Raw genomic sequence first — 16,920 nt, 5'->3', positions numbered from 1 at the left:
GTAACTCGTGGGCCTGGAAGAACAGCTACCCGCCGGCATCCTGCTGGGGACTGTGGAAAAGATCGCCGGCTACGTCCGCAAGAACTCGCTGTGGCCGGCGACGTTCGGATTGGCGTGTTGCGCCATCGAGATGATGGCAACGGCCGGGCCACGGTTCGACATCGCCCGCTTTGGGATGGAGCGGTTCTCGGCGACGCCCCGCCAGGCCGACCTGATGATCGTGGCCGGGCGGGTCAGCCAGAAGATGGCCCCGGTGCTGCGCCAGATCTACGACCAAATGGCAGAACCGAAATGGGTGCTGGCCATGGGCGTCTGCGCATCGTCCGGCGGGATGTTCAACAACTATGCGATCGTTCAGGGCGTGGACCACGTGGTCCCGGTGGACATCTACCTCCCCGGCTGCCCGCCCCGTCCGGAGATGCTCTTGTACGCAATCCTCAAGCTGCACGAGAAGATTCAGGAAATGCCGCTGGGCGTCAACCGCGAGCACGCCGTCGCCGAAGCCGAGCAGGCGGCGCTGGGCGCGCGGCCCACCATCGAAATGCGTGGACTGCTGCGATGAGCTCGCCGGAGCAGGACCCGAAAGTTGCCGCCAGCGAAGTGGGCGGCGCCCTTCCATCGCCCGACCAAGAAGTGATCAACGTGCGCCGCGGCATGTTCGGCATTTCGGGGTCGGGTGACACCTCCGGCTACGGACGTCTGGTGCGCGAGGTCACGCTCCCGGGCAGCAGCCCCCGGCCGTACGGCGGTTACTTCGACGACGTGGTCGGCCGGCTGGCCGAGTCACTGAAGGCCGGCGACATCGAATTCGAAAACGCCATAGAGAAAGTCGTCGTCGACCGCAACGAACTGACGCTGCACGTGCGCCGCGAGGCGCTGGCCCAGGTGGCCCAACGCCTCCGCGACGAACCCGAACTGCGCTTCGAGATGTGCCTGGGTGTCAACGGCGTGCACTACCCGCACGAGACCGGCCGCGAATTGCACGCCGTCTACCCGTTGCAGTCGATCACGCACAATCGCCGCGTCCGGCTGGAAGTGTCTGCACCGGATGGAGATCCGCACATCCCGTCGTTGTTTGGGATCTACCCGACCAACGACTGGCACGAGCGCGAGACATATGACTTCTTCGGCATCATCTTCGACGGGCACCCGTCGCTGACCCGCATCGAGATGCCGGACGACTGGCATGGCCATCCGCAACGCAAGGATTACCCGCTCGGCGGCATTCCCGTCGAGTACAAGGGAGCACAGATACCCCCGCCCGACGAGCGGAGAGCGTACAACTGATGAGCACAATCACTGACTCGACGCACGAGGGCGGCGCCGAAACTGTCGTCGTCGCCGGTGGACAGGACTGGGGGCAGGTCGTCGAGGCCGCCCGCGCCGCGGATCCCGGTGAACGCATCGTCGTCAACATGGGACCCCAGCACCCGTCCACGCACGGAGTGTTGCGGCTGATCCTCGAGATCGAAGGCGAAACCGTCACCGAGGTCCGGTGCGGAATCGGCTACCTGCACACCGGAATCGAGAAGAACCTCGAATACCGCTACTGGACGCAGGGCGTCACCTTCGTAACCCGGATGGATTACCTCTCACCGTTTTTCAACGAGACCGCCTACTGCCTCGGAGTCGAGAAGCTGCTCGGCATCACCGATGAGATCCCGGAACGGGTCAACGTCATCCGGGTCATGATGATGGAGCTCAACCGGATCTCCTCGCATCTCGTCGCGCTGGCCACCGGCGGTATGGAACTGGGGGCCATGACGCCGATGTTCGTCGGCTTCCGGGGACGCGAGATCGTCCTCACCCTGTTCGAAAAGATCAGCGGTCTGCGAATGAACAGCGCCTATATTCGCCCGGGCGGGGTGGCGCAGGACCTACCCCCCAACGCCGAGGCCGACATTGTCGAAGGCCTCAAGGGGCTCCGGCAAGTGCTGCGCGAGATGGGCGATCTACTCAATGAAAACGCCATCTGGAAGGCGCGCACCGAGGACGTGGGCTACCTCGACTTGGCCGGATGCATGGCGCTGGGCATCACCGGCCCGATCCTGCGAGCCACCGGTCTACCGCACGACCTGCGCAAGAGTGAACCCTACTGCGGATACGAGAACTACGAATTCGACGTGATCACCGCTGACACCTGTGATGCGTACGGGCGCTACATCATTCGCGTCAAAGAAATGTGGGAGTCGATCAAGATCGTCGAGCAGTGTCTGGACAAGCTGAGGCCCGGACCGACCATGGTCGAGGACCGCAAGATCGCGTGGCCCGCCGATCTGAAAGTCGGCCCCGACGGCATGGGCAATTCGCCCGAGCACATCGCCAAGATCATGGGCGGCTCGATGGAAGCGTTGATCCACCACTTCAAGTTGGTCACCGAGGGTATCCGGGTCCCGGCCGGTCAGGTCTACAGCGCGGTGGAATCACCCCGCGGAGAACTTGGCGTGCACATGGTCAGCGACGGCGGAACCCGTCCTTACCGAGTGCATTATCGGGATCCGTCCTTCACCAATCTGCAGTCGGTCGCCGCGATGTGCGAAGGCGGAATGGTCGCGGATTTGATCACCGCGGTCGCCAGCATCGATCCGGTCATGGGCGGAGTCGACCGATGACCGCGGCGGTGGGAGGCTCGAATTCAAACAGCGGCGAGCGGGTGTTCATCCGGCTGGGACCGCCGCCCGAGGAACCCAACCAGTTCGTCGTTGAGGGTGCGCCACAGTCGTATTCACCGGAGGTCCGGGCCCGGCTGGAGGTCGACGCCAAGGAGATCATCGGCCGCTACCCCAACAAGCGTTCGGCGCTGTTGCCGTTGCTGCACTTGGTCCAATCGGAGGACTCCTACCTGACACCGGCGGGCCTGGAATTCTGTGGCGAGCAGCTCGGACTGACCGGCGCCGAGGTATCGGCGGTGGGCAGCTTCTACACGATGTACCGCCGCGGCCCCACCGGCGAGTATCTGGTCGGCGTCTGCACCAACACGCTGTGCGCGGTGATGGGCGGCGACGCGATATTCGACTCACTCAAAGAGCATCTCGGCATCGGCAACGACCAGACCGCCTCCGATGGGTCGGTCACCCTGCAGCACATCGAATGCAACGCCGCGTGCGACTTCGCGCCGGTGGTGATGGTCAACTGGGAGTTCTACGACAACCAGACGGTCGAATCGGCGCGCGACCTTGTCGACTCGCTGCGGTCCGGAAAACCCAACGCGCCCACCCGCGGTGCGCCACTGTGCAAGTTCCGCGAAACGTCACGCATCCTGGCCGGTCTCGCGGACGAGCGTCCCGACCAAGGTCAGGGCGGCGCCGGCGCGGCCACGCTGGCCGGACTTGAGGTGGCCAAGGAGCACGGCATGCAGGCGCCCGATCCGGGCGCCACGCCCACCGGGGAGACCGAGTAATGGCCGCCCCCACCGCCCCCGGCGAACAGGCGACGCCGTTGACCCCGGTGATCAGCCGGTACTGGGACGACCCCGAGTCGTACACCCTGGCCACTTATCGCCGCCACGACGGCTACCAGGCCTTGCAGAAGGCGCTGGCGATGGAGCCCGACGCGGTGATCGGCACCGTCAAAGACTCCGGGTTGCGCGGCCGCGGCGGCGCCGGCTTCTCGACCGGCACCAAGTGGTCGTTCATTCCGCAGGGCGACAGTGGTGCGGCCGCCAAACCGCACTACCTGGTGGTCAACGCCGACGAGTCCGAACCCGGTACGTGTAAAGACATTCCGCTGATGTTGGCGACGCCGCACGTGCTCGTCGAAGGCGTCATCATCGCCGCGTACGCGATTCGGGCCAGCCATGCGTTCATCTACGTGCGCGGTGAAGTCGTACCTGTGTTGCGCCGCTTGCAGAACGCGGTGGCCGAGGCCTACGCCGCCGGCTACCTGGGTCGCGACATCAACGGATCAGGCTTCGACCTCGAGCTGGTGGTGCACGCCGGCGCCGGCGCCTACATCTGCGGCGAGGAGACCGCACTGCTCGATTCCCTCGAGGGCCGGCGCGGCCAGCCCCGGCTGCGGCCGCCGTTCCCCGCCGTGGCCGGGCTTTACGGCTGCCCGACGGTGATCAACAATGTCGAGACCATCGCCAGTGTGCCGTCGATCATTCTCAACGGCGTCGACTGGTTCCGGTCGATGGGCACCGAGAAATCGCCTGGCTTCACGCTGTATTCGCTGTCCGGGCACGTGACCCGCCCCGGCCAATACGAAGCCCCGCTGGGCATCACGCTGCGCGAGTTACTCAATTACGCCGGTGGGGTGCGCGCCGGGCACCGCCTCAAGTTCTGGACGCCCGGCGGGTCGTCGACACCGCTGCTCACCGACGAACACCTCGACGTGCCATTGGATTACGAGGGCGTCGGCGCGGCCGGTTCGATGCTGGGCACCAAGGCGCTGGAGATCTTCGATGAGACCACCTGCGTGGTCCGCGCGGTTCAGCGGTGGACCGACTTCTACCGACACGAGTCGTGCGGCAAGTGCACGCCCTGCCGGGAAGGCACCTTCTGGCTCAGCCAGATCTACGAGCGTCTGGAAACCGGCAAAGGTACTACCGAAGATCTCGACAAGCTGTTGGACATCTCTGACGCGATACTCGGAAAGTCGTTCTGCGCGTTGGGCGATGGTGCGGCCAGCCCGGTGATGTCCTCGATCAAGCACTTCCGCGACGAGTACATCGCCCACGTCGAAGGAGGCGGCTGCCCGTTCGACCCACGAGACTCCATGCTTACGGCGAACGGAAAGGCGTGAACGCGCTCATGACACGCGCCGGTGACGATGCAGAGCAACAGAGCGATGTGGGGGCACCTCCCGCTCGCGGGGGAGAGGAGCGGCGCTCATGACAAGTGCGGCCAAGACCCAGACGGGTGACGAGACGACTCCGCCCGACATGGTCAAGCTGACCATCGACGGCACTGAAATCAGTGTTCCGAAGGGAACTCTGGTGATCCGCGCGGCGGAGTTGATGGGCATCCAAATCCCGCGGTTCTGTGATCACCCGCTGCTCGACCCGGTCGGCGCCTGCCGGCAGTGCATGGTCGAGGTCGAGGGTCAGCGCAAGCCGATGGCGTCGTGCACCATTGTCTGCACCGACGACATGGTGGTGCGCACCCAGCTCACCTCCGAGGCCGCCGACAAGGCCCAGCACGGCGTGATGGAACTGCTGCTGATCAATCATCCGCTGGACTGCCCGATGTGCGACAAGGGCGGTGAATGCCCGCTACAGAACCAGGCAATGTCCAACGGCCGCAGTGACTCTCGTTTCACTGACGACAAGCGGACGTTCGCCAAGCCGATCAACATCTCCTCGCAGGTGTTGCTGGACCGCGAGCGGTGCATCCTGTGTGCGCGCTGCACACGGTTCTCCGAGCAGATCGCCGGCGATCCGTTCATCGACATGCAGGAGCGCGGCGCCCTGCAGCAGGTCGGCATCTACGCCAACGAGCCGTTCGACTCGTACTTCTCGGGCAACACCGTGCAGATCTGCCCGGTCGGTGCCTTGACCGGCACCGCCTACCGATTCCGGGCCCGCCCCTTCGACCTGGTCTCCAGCCCCAGCGTGTGCGAGCACTGCGCCGGCGGCTGCGCCGAGCGCACCGACCACCGCCGCGGCAAGGTGCTGCGCCGCCTTGCCGGTGACGACCCCGAGGTCAACGAGGAGTGGAACTGCGACAAGGGCCGGTGGGCGTTCCGGTACGACACCCAGCCCGACGTGCTCACCACTCCCCTGGTCCGCGACCCCGACGGCACGTTGCAGCCGGCGTCCTGGGCGCACGCGATCGTGGCGGCCACCCGGGGATTCGAAGCCGCTCGCGGCAACGCCGGCGTCCTCGTCGGCGGCCGAGGCACCTGGGAAGACGCCTACGCCTACTCGAAGTTCGCGCGAATCGTGTTGGACACCAACGACATCGATTTTCGCGCCCGTCCCTACTCGGCCGAAGAGGCGGAGTTCCTGGCGGCGCGCGTCGCGGGCCTGCCGCTCACCGTCAGCTACTCGGATCTGGAGTCGGCGCCGGTGGTCGTGCTGGTCGGGTTCGAGCCCGAGGACGAGGCACCGATCGTGTTCCTGCGGCTGCGCAAGGCCGCTCGCAAGCACGGCGTGCCGATCTACGCGGTCGCCCCGTTCGCCACTCGCGCACTGAACAAGATGTCGGGCCGGTTGATCCAAACGGTTCCCGGCGCGGAACCGTCGACGCTGGACGGTCTGGCCACCGGGGAGGTGGGCGACCTGTTGTCCACCCCCGGAGCGGTCATCATGGTCGGCGAACGTCTGGCCACGGTGCCGGGTGGCTTGTCCGCGGCGGCCCGGCTCGCCGATGCCACCGGGGCCCGGTTGGCCTGGGTGCCGCGGCGCGCCGGGGAGCGTGGCGCGCTCGAGGCCGGCGCACTGCCCGGACTGCTGCCCGGCGGGCGTCTTGTCGCCGATGACACCGCCCGCGCAGAGGTCGCAGCGGCGTGGAATGTCGATGAATTGCCTTCTGCCGCTGGGCGTGACGTCGACGGCATTCTGGCCGCCGCGAAGGACGGCACCCTGGGTGCGCTGCTGGTCGGCGGCATCGAACCCGCCGACTTCGCCGATCCGGATGCCGTGCTGGCCGCGCTGGACGCCGCCCGTTTCGTGGTCAGCCTGGAGCTGCGGCGCAGCGAGGTCACCGAACGCGCCGACGTGGTGTTCCCCGTCGCGCCCACGACGCAGAAGGCCGGCGCATTCGTCAACTGGGAGGGCCGATTCCGCCCGTTCGAGCCCGCACTGCACGGCAGCACTCAACAGGCCGCTCAATCCGATCACCGGGTCCTCGACACGCTGGCCGACGAGATGGGTGTGTACCTCGGCATGACCAGCGTCTCAACAGCCCGCGAAGAAGCGTCGGCGCTAGGAAACTGGGACGGCGAGCGCGCAAGCGGCACAACCGTGCAAGCCCCGGAGCCCCAGCAGCCCGGCCAGGGCGAAGCCGTGCTCACCGGCTGGCGGATGATGCTCGACAGCGGCCGCGCGCAAGACGGCGAGCCGTATCTGGCGGGGACGGCACGCAAACCCGTGGTGCGGCTGTCGGCCGACACCGCGACCGAAATCGGCGCAGCGGAGGGCGACACGGTCACGGTCAGCACGTCGCGCGGATCAATCAGCCTGCCGCTGGCCATCACTGACATGCCCGACCGCGTGGTGTGGCTGCCGCTGAACTCGCCGGGCTCGGCGGTGCAGCGTGACCTCGGCGTCACCATCGGCAGCGTCGTGAAGATCGGAGTGGGCGAATGAGCGGCTTCGGGCATGACCCCTGGTGGCTGGTGCTCGGCAAGGCGCTGGCCATCTTCGTGTTCCTGATGCTGAACGTGCTGTTGGCGATCCTGCTCGAACGCAAGATCCTCGGCTGGATGCAGTTGCGGCCCGGCCCGAACCGGGCCGGCCCGTGGGGCGCCCTGCAGAGCCTGGCGGACGGGATCAAGCTAGCCCTCAAGGAAAGCATCACCCCGGTCGGCGTCGACAAGTTCGTTTACTTTGCGGCGCCGGTCTTTTCGACGATTCCAGCCTTCACCGCATTCGCGTTCATCCCGTTCGGTCCCGAGGTGTCGGTGTTCGGCCACCGCACGCCGTTGCAGCTGACCGATGTGCCGGTGGCGGTCCTCTTCATCCTCGGTCTCTCGGCGATCGGCGTGTACGGCATCGTGCTGGGCGGCTGGGCGTCAGGGTCCACCTATCCGCTGCTGGGCGGGGTGCGTTCCACTGCCCAAGTCATCTCCTACGAAGTGGCGATGGGCCTGTCGTTCGCGGCCGTCTTCCTGTTCGCCGGCACCATGTCGACGTCCGGAATCGTCGAGGCACAGAACGGCGTCTGGTACATATTCCTGCTGCTGCCGTCGTTCGTGATTTACCTGATCTCGATGGTGGGCGAAACCAACCGGGCTCCGTTCGATCTGCCGGAGGCCGAGGGCGAACTCGTCGCCGGCTTCCACACCGAGTACTCGTCGCTGAAGTTCGCGATGTTCATGCTCGCCGAATACGTCAACATGATGACGGTTTCGTCGCTTGCCTCGGTCATGTTCCTCGGCGGCTGGCACGCCCCGTGGCCGCTGAACATGTGGGATGGCGCCAACACCGGCTGGTGGCCGGTGCTCTGGTTCACCGCCAAGATGTGGACCTTCCTGTTCATCTACATGTGGCTGCGCGCCTCGTTGCCGCGGTTGCGTTACGACCAATTCATGGGCCTGGGCTGGAAATTACTGATCCCCGTGTCGCTGGTGTGGGTGATGATCGCCGCCGTCATCCGCTCGCTGCGCAATCAGGGCTACGCGCATTGGACTCCGCTCCTGGTCGGCTGCAGCGTCGTTGTCACGATCGCACTGGTGCTGACGCTGCGAAAACCATTCAGCCCCCCAAACAATCGCGCACTGGCGCGCGAGCTTCGCAAGCGTCGCGACGCCATACCGCCACCACCGGCATTCCCGACACCACCGGTGCCGAGCCGGGCCCTGACGTCATCAGTCGGTGCGAGCAAGGAGAAAGCACGTGGCTAAATTCCTCGACGCCGTGGCCGGATTCGGCGTGACCTTCGCGGCGATGTTCAAAAAGACTGTCACCGAGGAGTATCCGGAGAAACCGGGTCCGGTCGCCCCGCGTTACCACGGCCGTCATCAACTCAACCGATACCCCGACGGCCTGGAGAAGTGCATCGGCTGCGAGCTGTGCGCCTGGGCTTGCCCCGCCGACGCGATCTACGTCGAGGGCGCCGACAACACCGACGAGGCAAGGTTCTCACCGGGAGAGCGCTACGGCCGGGTCTATCAGATCAACTATCTGCGGTGCATCGGCTGCGGACTGTGCATCGAGGCCTGCCCCACCCGCGCATTGACGATGACCAACGACTACGAGATGGCCGACGACAACCGCGCGGACCTGATCTACGAAAAGAACCGGCTGCTGGCCCCGCTGCTGCAAGACATGCTCGCGCCGCCGCACCCGCGGGCGGAAGGCGCCACCGACAAGGACTACTACCAAGGCAACGTCACCGCGGATGGCTTGCGCGAGAACCAGCAGGCGGGAGATGCCCGGTGAGCACCGTGCTTGCCACCACATTGGCGACCGACGCCATCGTTCGCACCTCCACCGGCGAAGCGGTGGCCTTCTGGGTGCTGGGCGCCCTGGCCGTGATCGGCGCGATCGGGGTGGTCACGGCCGTCAACGCCGTGTACTCGGCGATGTTCCTGGCGATGACGATGATCATCCTGGCGATCTTCTACATGATCCAGGACGCAGTGTTCCTGGGCGTGGTTCAAGTCGTGGTCTATACCGGCGCGGTGATGATGCTGTTCCTATTCGTACTGATGCTGATCGGCGTGGACTCCGCGGAATCACTGAAGGAAACGCTGCGCGGACAGCGCGTCGCCGCGGTGATCACCGGAGTCGGGTTCGGCATTCTTCTGGTCGCAGCCATCGGCCATGTGACGACCGGGGGTTTCGTCGGACTGACCACCGCCAATGCCAACGGCAACGTCGAAGGCCTGGCGGCACTGATCTTTTCGCGTTACCTCTGGGCGTTCGAGCTGACCAGCGCGTTGCTGATCACGGCGGCGGTCGGGGCGATGGTGCTAGCGCACCGCGAGCGTTTCGAACGTCGCAAGACTCAGCGCGAACTTTCCGAGGAGCGGTTCCGAACCGGCGCGCGCGCGACGCCGCTGCCCAACCCGGGCGTCTACGCACGCCACAACGCGGTGGACGTGGCCGCGTTGCTGCCCGACGGCTCGTACTCGGACCTGTCGGTGTCGAGCATGTTGCGAACCCGCGGTGCGGACGGCAAGTCGACCCCCACCCCGCAAGCCATCAAAGGCGGAGCGTCATGAATCCGGCTAACTACCTTTACCTTTCGGCACTGCTGTTCACCATCGGGGCCGCGGGTGTGCTGCTGCGCCGCAACGCCATCGTGATGTTCATGTGCGTCGAGCTGATGCTCAACGCGGTCAACCTGGCGTTCGTCACCTTCGCGCGCATGCACGGCCACCTGGACGGACAGATGATCGCGTTCTTCACGATGGTGGTGGCCGCATGCGAGGTCGTCATCGGCCTGGCCATCATCATGACGATTTTCCGTGCCCGCAAATCAGCGTCGGTCGACGACGCGAACCTACTCAAAGGGTAGAAGAACGCCGCCGTGACAAACATCGCACACTTCACCTGGCTGCTCGTGGCACTACCGCTGGCGGGCGCCACAGTCTTGCTGTTCGGCGGCAGACGCACCGACGCGTGGGGACATTGGCTGGGCGTCGTCGCAGCACTGGGGGCATTCGGGGTGGGCACCGCGCTGCTGTCGGAGTTGCTGAGCCGAGACAGTGAGCACCGCGCCATCCACCAGACAGTGTTCACCTGGATTCCGGTCAACCAATTCCAGGTCGACTTCGGGCTGCAGATCGACCAGTTATCCGTGTGCTTCGTGCTGCTGATCTCCGGCGTTGGATCGCTCATCCACATCTACTCGGTCGCCTACATGGCCGAAGATCCGGACCGCCGAAGGTTTTTCGGATATCTCAACCTGTTCCTCGCTTCGATGCTGCTGCTCGTCGTCGCCGACAACTACCTGGTGCTCTACGTCGGTTGGGAAGGCGTCGGTCTGGCGTCCTACCTGCTGATCGGTTTCTGGTACCACAAGCCGTCGGCGGCCACGGCCGCCAAGAAGGCGTTCGTGATGAACCGGGTCGGCGACGCCGGCCTGGCCCTGGGCATGTTCTTGATGTTCAGCACGTTCGGGACCCTTTCGTATGCCGGAGTTTTCGCCGCCGCGCCGGCCGCCAGTCGCGGCGTACTGACGGCGATGGGGTTACTGCTGCTGCTGGGCGCCTGCGCCAAGTCCGCCCAGGTCCCGCTGCAAGCCTGGTTGGGTGACGCGATGGAAGGCCCGACCCCGGTGTCCGCTCTGATCCACGCCGCCACCATGGTGACCGCCGGTGTGTACCTGATCGTGCGGTCCAACCCGCTCTATAACCTCGCTCCCGGTGCCCAGCTCGGCGTGGTCCTCGTCGGCGCGGTCACGCTGCTGTTCGGGGCGTTCATCGGTTGCGCCAAGGACGACATCAAGCGTGCGCTAGCGGCGTCGACGATGAGCCAGATCGGCTACATGGTGCTGGCCGCGGGCCTCGGACCGGCCGGTTACGCGTTCGCGATCATGCACCTGCTCACGCACGGCTTCTTCAAGGCCGGACTGTTCCTCGGGTCGGGCTCGATCATTCACGCGATGCACGAAGAGCAGGACATGCGCCGTTACGGTGGGCTGCGCGCCGCCCTGCCCGTCACGTTCATCACCTTCGGGCTGGGTTATCTGGCAATCATCGGTGTGCCGCCGTTCGCGGGCTTCTATTCCAAGGACGCCATCATCGAGGCGGCGCTGGGCGTCGGCGGCGTGCGCGGCTACACGCTGGGCGGAGCCGCGCTGCTGGGCGCGGGCATCACCGCGTTCTACATGACCCGGGTGATGCTGATGACCTTCTTCGGCGAAAAGCGTTGGGCGCCAGGTAGTCACCCGCACGAAGCACCGGCCCTGATGTCCGGCCCGATGATTCTGCTCGCTTTTGGCTCGGTGTTCTCCGGCGGCCTATTCGCCATCGGGGGCACCCTGCCGCACTGGCTGGAACCGGTCGTCGGTGCGCACGAGGAAAGCACACACATCCTGCCGGCCTGGGTCAGCACCACGCTGGCACTGGCGGTGGTGGCGGTCGGAATCCTGGTGGCTTATCAGAAGTACGGCAGGTCGGAGATTCCGAGAGTGGCTCCCGTTCAGGTGTCGGCACTCACCACGGCCGCACGTAGAGACCTATACGGCGATGCCTTCAACGAGGAGGTATTCATGCGCCCTGGCGCGCAGTTGACCGACGCGCTGGTCGAAGTCGACAACGAGGGTGTGGACGGTTCGGTCAACGCCCTGGCCGCACTGGTGGGCCGAACCTCGAATCGCTTGCGGGGGCTGCAAACCGGCTTCGCCCGCTCCTACGCATTAGAGATGTTGGCGGGCGCCACCCTGCTGGTCGCGGCGATCCTGGCGGTACAACTGTGGTGAACGTTCCGTGGCTGAGCGTGCTGTGGCTGGTCCCGCTGGCGGGTTCCGTGCTCATCATCCTGTTGCCGCCGGGGATGCGGCAGTTCGCCAAGTGGACCGGCGTGGTGGTCAGCGTCCTGACGCTTGCGGTCGCGCTCGTCGTCGCGCTCGGATTCAAGACCGGCGGCGCCCCTTACCAATTCCTGGAGAAGCACCCCTGGATACCCGCGTTCGGCGCCGGCTACAACCTTGGCGTGGACGGGATCGCGGTGGTCCTGGTGCTGTTGACCGCCATTCTGATTCCGCTGTTATTGGTGGCGGGCTGGAACGACGGCGGTGAGGGCACCCGAGGTGTGCACGCCTACGTCGCCTTGACGCTGGCCATCGAGTCGATGGTGCTGATCTCGGTGATCGCACTCGACGTCTTGCTGTTCTATGTGTTCTTCGAGGCGATGCTGATCCCGATGTACTTCCTGATCGGTGGCTTCGGTAAGGGAACCGGGCGGTCGCGCGCCGCGGTGAAGTTCTTGCTGTACAACCTGTTCGGCGGCCTGATCATGCTGGCGGCGGTGATCGGGCTGTATGTCGTGACCGCGCAGCACGGTTCGGGTACCTTCGACTTCCGCGAAATCGTGACCGGCATCTCCTCGGGCCGATTCGCCGGCGTGGACCCGGCCGTGTTCAAGGCGCTGTTCCTGGGTTTCATGTTCGCGTTCGCCGTCAAGGCCCCGCTGTGGCCGTTCCATCGTTGGTTGCCCGACGCCGCCGTCGAGGCGACTCCCGCGACCGCGGTGTTGATCACCGCGGTGATGGACAAGGTAGGCACGTTCGGGATGCTGCGCTACTGCCTGCAGCTGTTCCCTGATGCGTCAACATTTTTCCGGCCGCTCATCGTGACGTTAGCCATCATCGGGGTGATCTACGGTGCGGTCGTCGCGATCGGGCAAACCGACATGATGCGCCTGATCGCCTATACCTCCATCTCACACTTCGGGTTCATCATCGCCGGCATTTTCGTGATGACGACCCAGGGGCAGAGCGGTTCGACGCTGTACATGCTCAACCATGGGCTGTCCACGGCGGCGGTGTTCCTGATCGCGGGATTCCTGGTGACACGACGCGGCAGCAGGTTGATCGCGGATTACGGCGGCGTCCAGAAGGTCGCGCCGATTCTGGCCGGCACCTTCCTGGTCTCGGCCATGGCCACCCTGTCACTGCCCGGCCTGGCACCGTTCATCAGTGAATTCCTGGTCCTGCTGGGCACTTTCAACCGGTACTGGCTGGCCGGTGCGTTCGGGGTGACCGCGTTGGTCCTGGCGGCGATCTACATGCTGTGGCTCTACCAGCGGGTGATGACCGGGCCGGTGGCCGAAGGCAACGAGAAGATCACTGATCTGCGGGCCCGGGAGCTGCTCGTCGTCGCACCGTTGATGGCGTTGCTATTCGTTCTCGGCGTCTATCCCAAGCCGGTGCTCGACATCATCAATCCCGCCGTGGACCACACCATGGTCACCATCGGCCAGCATGATCCCGCGCCGAGGGTGACCCATCCGGTTTTGGGGGCGACCCCCCGTACAGCCGAAGGACCGCACCAATGACCCTTCCCACCCCCAGCATCGAGTACTTCCTGCTGTGCCCGATGTTGATCGTCTTCGGCATCGCAGTGGTCGGCGTGCTGGCTGAAGCGTTCCTGCCCAGAAACATTCGCTACCTCTCGCAGGTAACGCTGGCCCTCGCTGGTTTGATCGCGGCATTCGTCGCCGACATCGCGGTCAGCCGTTCTCTTCCGGCATCAGGTCGCAGCGCGGTGCTGGGCGCGGTGGCCATCGACCGGCCGACGCTGTATCTGCAAGGCACCGTGGTGCTGGTGGCCGTCATGGCCGTCATCTTCATCGCCGAACGCAGCAACATCGCCCAGACCGCCAACAAGGTCGCCGTCGCGACGGGAGTACCCGGGCATTCTTCGGGATTGGATTCCTTTACCCCGCAGGCATCCGCGGTCCCCGGCAGTGACGCCGAGCGCGAGGCCGAGCGCGCCGGAGCCGCGCAGACCGAGCTCTTCCCGCTGCTGATGCTGTCCGTCGGCGGCATGATGGTGTTCCCGGCGGCCAACGACTTGCTGACGATGTTCGTCGCACTGGAAGTGCTGTCGCTGCCGCTGTATCTGATGTGTGGGCTGGCACGTCACCGCCGACTGCTCTCGCAGGAAGCGGCGATGAAGTACTTTCTGCTGGGCGCGTTCTCGTCGGCGTTCTTCCTCTACGGGGTGGCGTTGATCTACGGTGCGACCGGCACGCTGCTTCTGCCCGGTATCCGGGATGCGTTTGCGGCCCATGGCGATAGCTCGATGGCGTTGGTCGGCGTCGCGCTGTTGTCGGTCGGCCTGTTGTTCAAAGTGGGCGCGGTGCCGTTCCATTCGTGGATTCCCGACGTGTACCAGGGCGCGCCCACGCCGATCACCGGGTTCATGGCCGCGGCCACCAAGGTCGCGGCATTCGGCGCGCTACTGCGAGTCGTGTACGTCGCGTTGCCACCGCTGCACGAGCAGTGGCGTCCTGTGCTGTGGGCGATTTCAATCCTGACCATGGCCGTCGGTACCCTCACCGCCGTCAACCAGGTCGATGTCAAACGGATGCTGGCCTATTCGTCGGTCGCCCACGTCGGTTTCATCCTCACCGGTGTGATCGCCGACAACCAGGCGGGTCTTGCGGCGACATTGTTCTACCTCGTCGCCTACAGCTTCAGCACGGTCGGCGCGTTCGCCATCGTCGGTCTGATTCGCAACTCCGACGGCGTCGAGGACGCCACCCTGTCGCACTGGGCCGGGCTCGGGCAGCGTTCCCCCATTGTGGGCGTGATGCTTTCGATGTTTTTGCTGGCCTTCGCCGGTATCCCACTGACCAGTGGATTCATCAGCAAGCTCACGGTGTTCAAGGCCGCCGCCCAGGGCGGTGCGGTGCCGTTGATCATCGTCGGTGTGATCGCCAGCGGGGTCGCCGCCTACTTCTATGTACGCGTGATCGTGCTGATGTTCTTCACCGAACCGACCGATGACACGCCGCAGGTTGTGGCGCCGGGCATCCTGAGCAAGATCGCGATCGCGCTGTGCGCCGCGATCACCGTCGGCCTGGGAATCTTCCCGCAACCGCTGCTCGACCTCGCCGATCACGCCGCACAGTTCCTGCAGTAACGCCGTTACGTTTCCGACTCGCGGGTGCTCCCGCGATCAGGTCGGATGCCTTCTCACCAATCATGATCGCCGGCGCGTTGGTGTTGCCACCCGTGATGGACGGCATGACCGACGCGTCGGCGACTCGCAGTCCATCGATCCCACGCACCTTGAGATCTGGTGCTACCACGGCGTCATCGTCGACGCCCATACGGCAGGTTCCGACTTGATTATGGTAAGTGCCGACGGCGCGTCGCACGTATTCGCGGAGGTCGTCACGCGTACGCGCTGCCGGCCCCGGTGCAACCTCCGCAGACCGCCAGTCGCTGAACGCGGGACCGGCCCCGATCTCGCGGCAGAGCTCCACCGCATCGACCAGCGCCTCGAGGTCGTATGGTTCGGCCAGGACATTGGGATCACACCACGGTGCGGCCGCCGGATCGGTCGACGCCAGCCGAAGTGTGCCCCGCGATCGGGGACGAATGATGCCGGGCGCAATCGTGTATCCGTTGCGGGGCACGGGATAGCCCTCGGCCGGGTACACCGTGTGGATGAACAGCGGCTGCAGATCGGGACCCGGGCCCCGCCAATATGCGCTGCAGGTGAACAGTTGACACTCGAGCAGGTTGTGATGTGCTGGCTCCATCGGCCGAGACGCCTCGTAGACATTGCTCACCAGAAGATGGTCGTGCAGGTTCTCCCCCACCCCGGGAAGATCGACGGAGACCCGCACGCCCATTTCAGCGAGATGCTCGGCAGGTCCAATGCCACTGAGCAACAACAGCTTTGGCGATCCCAGCGTGCCCGCACTCAGTACCACTTCGCACTCAGCCGAGGCCTGAAGAATCTGCCCGTCCACGCAGTATTGCACTCCGACCGCGCGACCGCCGCGGATCATGACCTGGTGCACAAGTGCGCCCGTGGTGACGGTCAGTCGCGGATTCTCCAGCACCGGGCCCATGAAGCTCTGCCATGCGCTGGCCCGGCGTCCGTTGCGGGTGGTCACTTGGGTGAAACCGACGCCGACCTGGTTCGGGCCATTGAAATCGTCGACGACCCGGTGGCCCAAGGCCTTCGCGCCCTCGATGAAGGCAATCGACGTCGGATTCGGTCGAGTGATGCGCTCCACCGGTAACGGTCCGCCCGAACCGTGCCAGGGATTCGCGCCGTCCACGTAGTCCTCCGAACGCAGAAACAGACCGAATACGCTGTTGAAATCCCAACCCGTACAGCCGAGTTGAGCCCACTCGTTGTAGTCGCTACTGTGACCCCGGACGTAGATCTGGCCGTTGAGCGAGCTGCTGCCACCCAACACCTTCCCTCGCGGCCAATACAGGCGCCGATTGTTGGCGTGCCGTTGCGGGGCAGTCATGAACGCCCAGTCCGCAGCGCCGTGCAGGAGCGCGGGCCATCCGGAACTGGAATGGATATCGGGGTTGATGTCGGCAGCACCGGCCTCCAGCACATGCACCGAGTAGCCGCGGTCCAGCAACCGGCGCGCAACGACACTGCCCGACGCGCCCGCGCCCACCACGATGAAATCGGTCCTCTGTGGCCGGTGACTCACTGTGACATTCCCCCTGTACTACGACGTCGCGTTGCCTACATCGCGTGCCACCACATATTGCGCATACGCGGAGCGGGCGGCCAGGACAAAAATCCTTCCAGGTACGTAGAACGACCTACCCAACCAAGCAAAGCCAGCGGGAACTCACGATGACTCGTGGGGTTGTCACGCCG

At 65.2% G+C, this 16,920-nt stretch carries 14 protein-coding genes; 13 read left to right on the top strand and 1 reads right to left on the bottom strand.

Annotated elements, in window-relative coordinates; translation table 11 throughout:
• Window positions 1-7: 7 nt before the first annotated feature.
• The 13 genes from OK015_RS08960 (at window position 8) to nuoN (ending at window position 15,201) form a co-directional block, all read left to right on the top strand.
• Entirely contained in the window at window positions 8-562 is a 555-nt protein-coding gene (locus OK015_RS08960) for a NuoB/complex I 20 kDa subunit family protein (protein ID WP_268130812.1), read from the top strand.
• Window positions 559-1,287, top strand: coding sequence for an NADH-quinone oxidoreductase subunit C (locus OK015_RS08955; RefSeq protein ID WP_442791225.1), 729 nt, complete (start codon window positions 559-561; stop codon window positions 1,285-1,287). The genes OK015_RS08960 and OK015_RS08955 overlap by 4 nt, the downstream gene beginning before the upstream one ends.
• A complete protein-coding gene (gene nuoD, locus OK015_RS08950; RefSeq protein WP_268130811.1) occupies window positions 1,287-2,612 on the top strand; it encodes an NADH dehydrogenase (quinone) subunit D in 1,326 nt (441 codons plus the stop codon). The genes OK015_RS08955 and nuoD overlap by 1 nt, the downstream gene beginning before the upstream one ends.
• Window positions 2,609-3,400 (top strand): NADH-quinone oxidoreductase subunit NuoE, encoded by a 792-nt coding sequence (gene nuoE / locus OK015_RS08945; RefSeq protein WP_268130810.1) that lies wholly within the window; start codon window positions 2,609-2,611, stop codon window positions 3,398-3,400. Before nuoD ends, nuoE begins: the two co-directional genes overlap by 4 nt.
• Complete coding sequence (gene nuoF, locus OK015_RS08940) at window positions 3,400-4,743, top strand: NADH-quinone oxidoreductase subunit NuoF (RefSeq protein ID WP_268130809.1); 1,344 nt, start codon at window positions 3,400-3,402, stop codon at window positions 4,741-4,743. Before nuoE ends, nuoF begins: the two co-directional genes overlap by 1 nt.
• An 88-nt stretch (window positions 4,744-4,831) precedes the next feature.
• Window positions 4,832-7,249: an NADH-quinone oxidoreductase subunit G gene (locus OK015_RS08935; protein ID WP_268130808.1), complete on the top strand. Its 2,418-nt coding sequence runs from the start codon at window positions 4,832-4,834 to the stop codon at window positions 7,247-7,249.
• Window positions 7,246-8,505 carry an NADH-quinone oxidoreductase subunit NuoH gene (nuoH, locus tag OK015_RS08930; RefSeq protein ID WP_268130807.1) on the top strand — a complete coding sequence of 420 codons (1,260 nt, stop codon included), beginning with the start codon at window positions 7,246-7,248 and terminating at the stop codon, window positions 8,503-8,505. Before OK015_RS08935 ends, nuoH begins: the two co-directional genes overlap by 4 nt.
• Entirely contained in the window at window positions 8,498-9,043 is a 546-nt protein-coding gene (gene nuoI, locus OK015_RS08925; RefSeq protein WP_442791224.1) for an NADH-quinone oxidoreductase subunit NuoI, read from the top strand. The genes nuoH and nuoI overlap by 8 nt, the downstream gene beginning before the upstream one ends.
• 5 nt (window positions 9,044-9,048) lie before the next feature.
• Window positions 9,049-9,828 (top strand): NADH-quinone oxidoreductase subunit J, encoded by a 780-nt coding sequence (locus OK015_RS08920; protein WP_442791283.1) that lies wholly within the window; start codon window positions 9,049-9,051, stop codon window positions 9,826-9,828.
• A complete protein-coding gene (gene nuoK, locus OK015_RS08915) occupies window positions 9,825-10,124 on the top strand; it encodes an NADH-quinone oxidoreductase subunit NuoK (RefSeq protein WP_008259456.1) in 300 nt (99 codons plus the stop codon). The genes OK015_RS08920 and nuoK overlap by 4 nt, the downstream gene beginning before the upstream one ends.
• Window positions 10,125-10,145: 21 nt before the next feature.
• Window positions 10,146-12,032, top strand: a complete 1,887-nt coding sequence (gene nuoL, locus OK015_RS08910; protein WP_442791282.1) for an NADH-quinone oxidoreductase subunit L — start codon at window positions 10,146-10,148, stop codon at window positions 12,030-12,032.
• Window positions 12,026-13,609 carry an NADH-quinone oxidoreductase subunit M gene (locus tag OK015_RS08905; protein ID WP_268130803.1) on the top strand — a complete coding sequence of 528 codons (1,584 nt, stop codon included), beginning with the start codon at window positions 12,026-12,028 and terminating at the stop codon, window positions 13,607-13,609. Before nuoL ends, OK015_RS08905 begins: the two co-directional genes overlap by 7 nt.
• Window positions 13,606-15,201, top strand: a complete 1,596-nt coding sequence (gene nuoN, locus OK015_RS08900; protein ID WP_268130801.1) for an NADH-quinone oxidoreductase subunit NuoN — start codon at window positions 13,606-13,608, stop codon at window positions 15,199-15,201. Before OK015_RS08905 ends, nuoN begins: the two co-directional genes overlap by 4 nt.
• Here nuoN and OK015_RS08895 read toward each other — a convergent pair.
• Window positions 15,128-16,747, bottom strand: coding sequence for a GMC family oxidoreductase (locus OK015_RS08895; protein WP_268130800.1), 1,620 nt, complete (start codon window positions 16,745-16,747; stop codon window positions 15,128-15,130). The genes nuoN and OK015_RS08895 overlap by 74 nt on opposite strands.
• Window positions 16,748-16,920 lie beyond the last annotated feature (173 nt).

The organism is Mycobacterium sp. Aquia_216, from assembly GCF_026723865.1.
Taxonomy (GTDB): Bacteria; Actinomycetota; Actinomycetes; order Mycobacteriales; family Mycobacteriaceae; genus Mycobacterium.
This window is presented reverse-complemented; position numbering and strand designations above follow the sequence as displayed.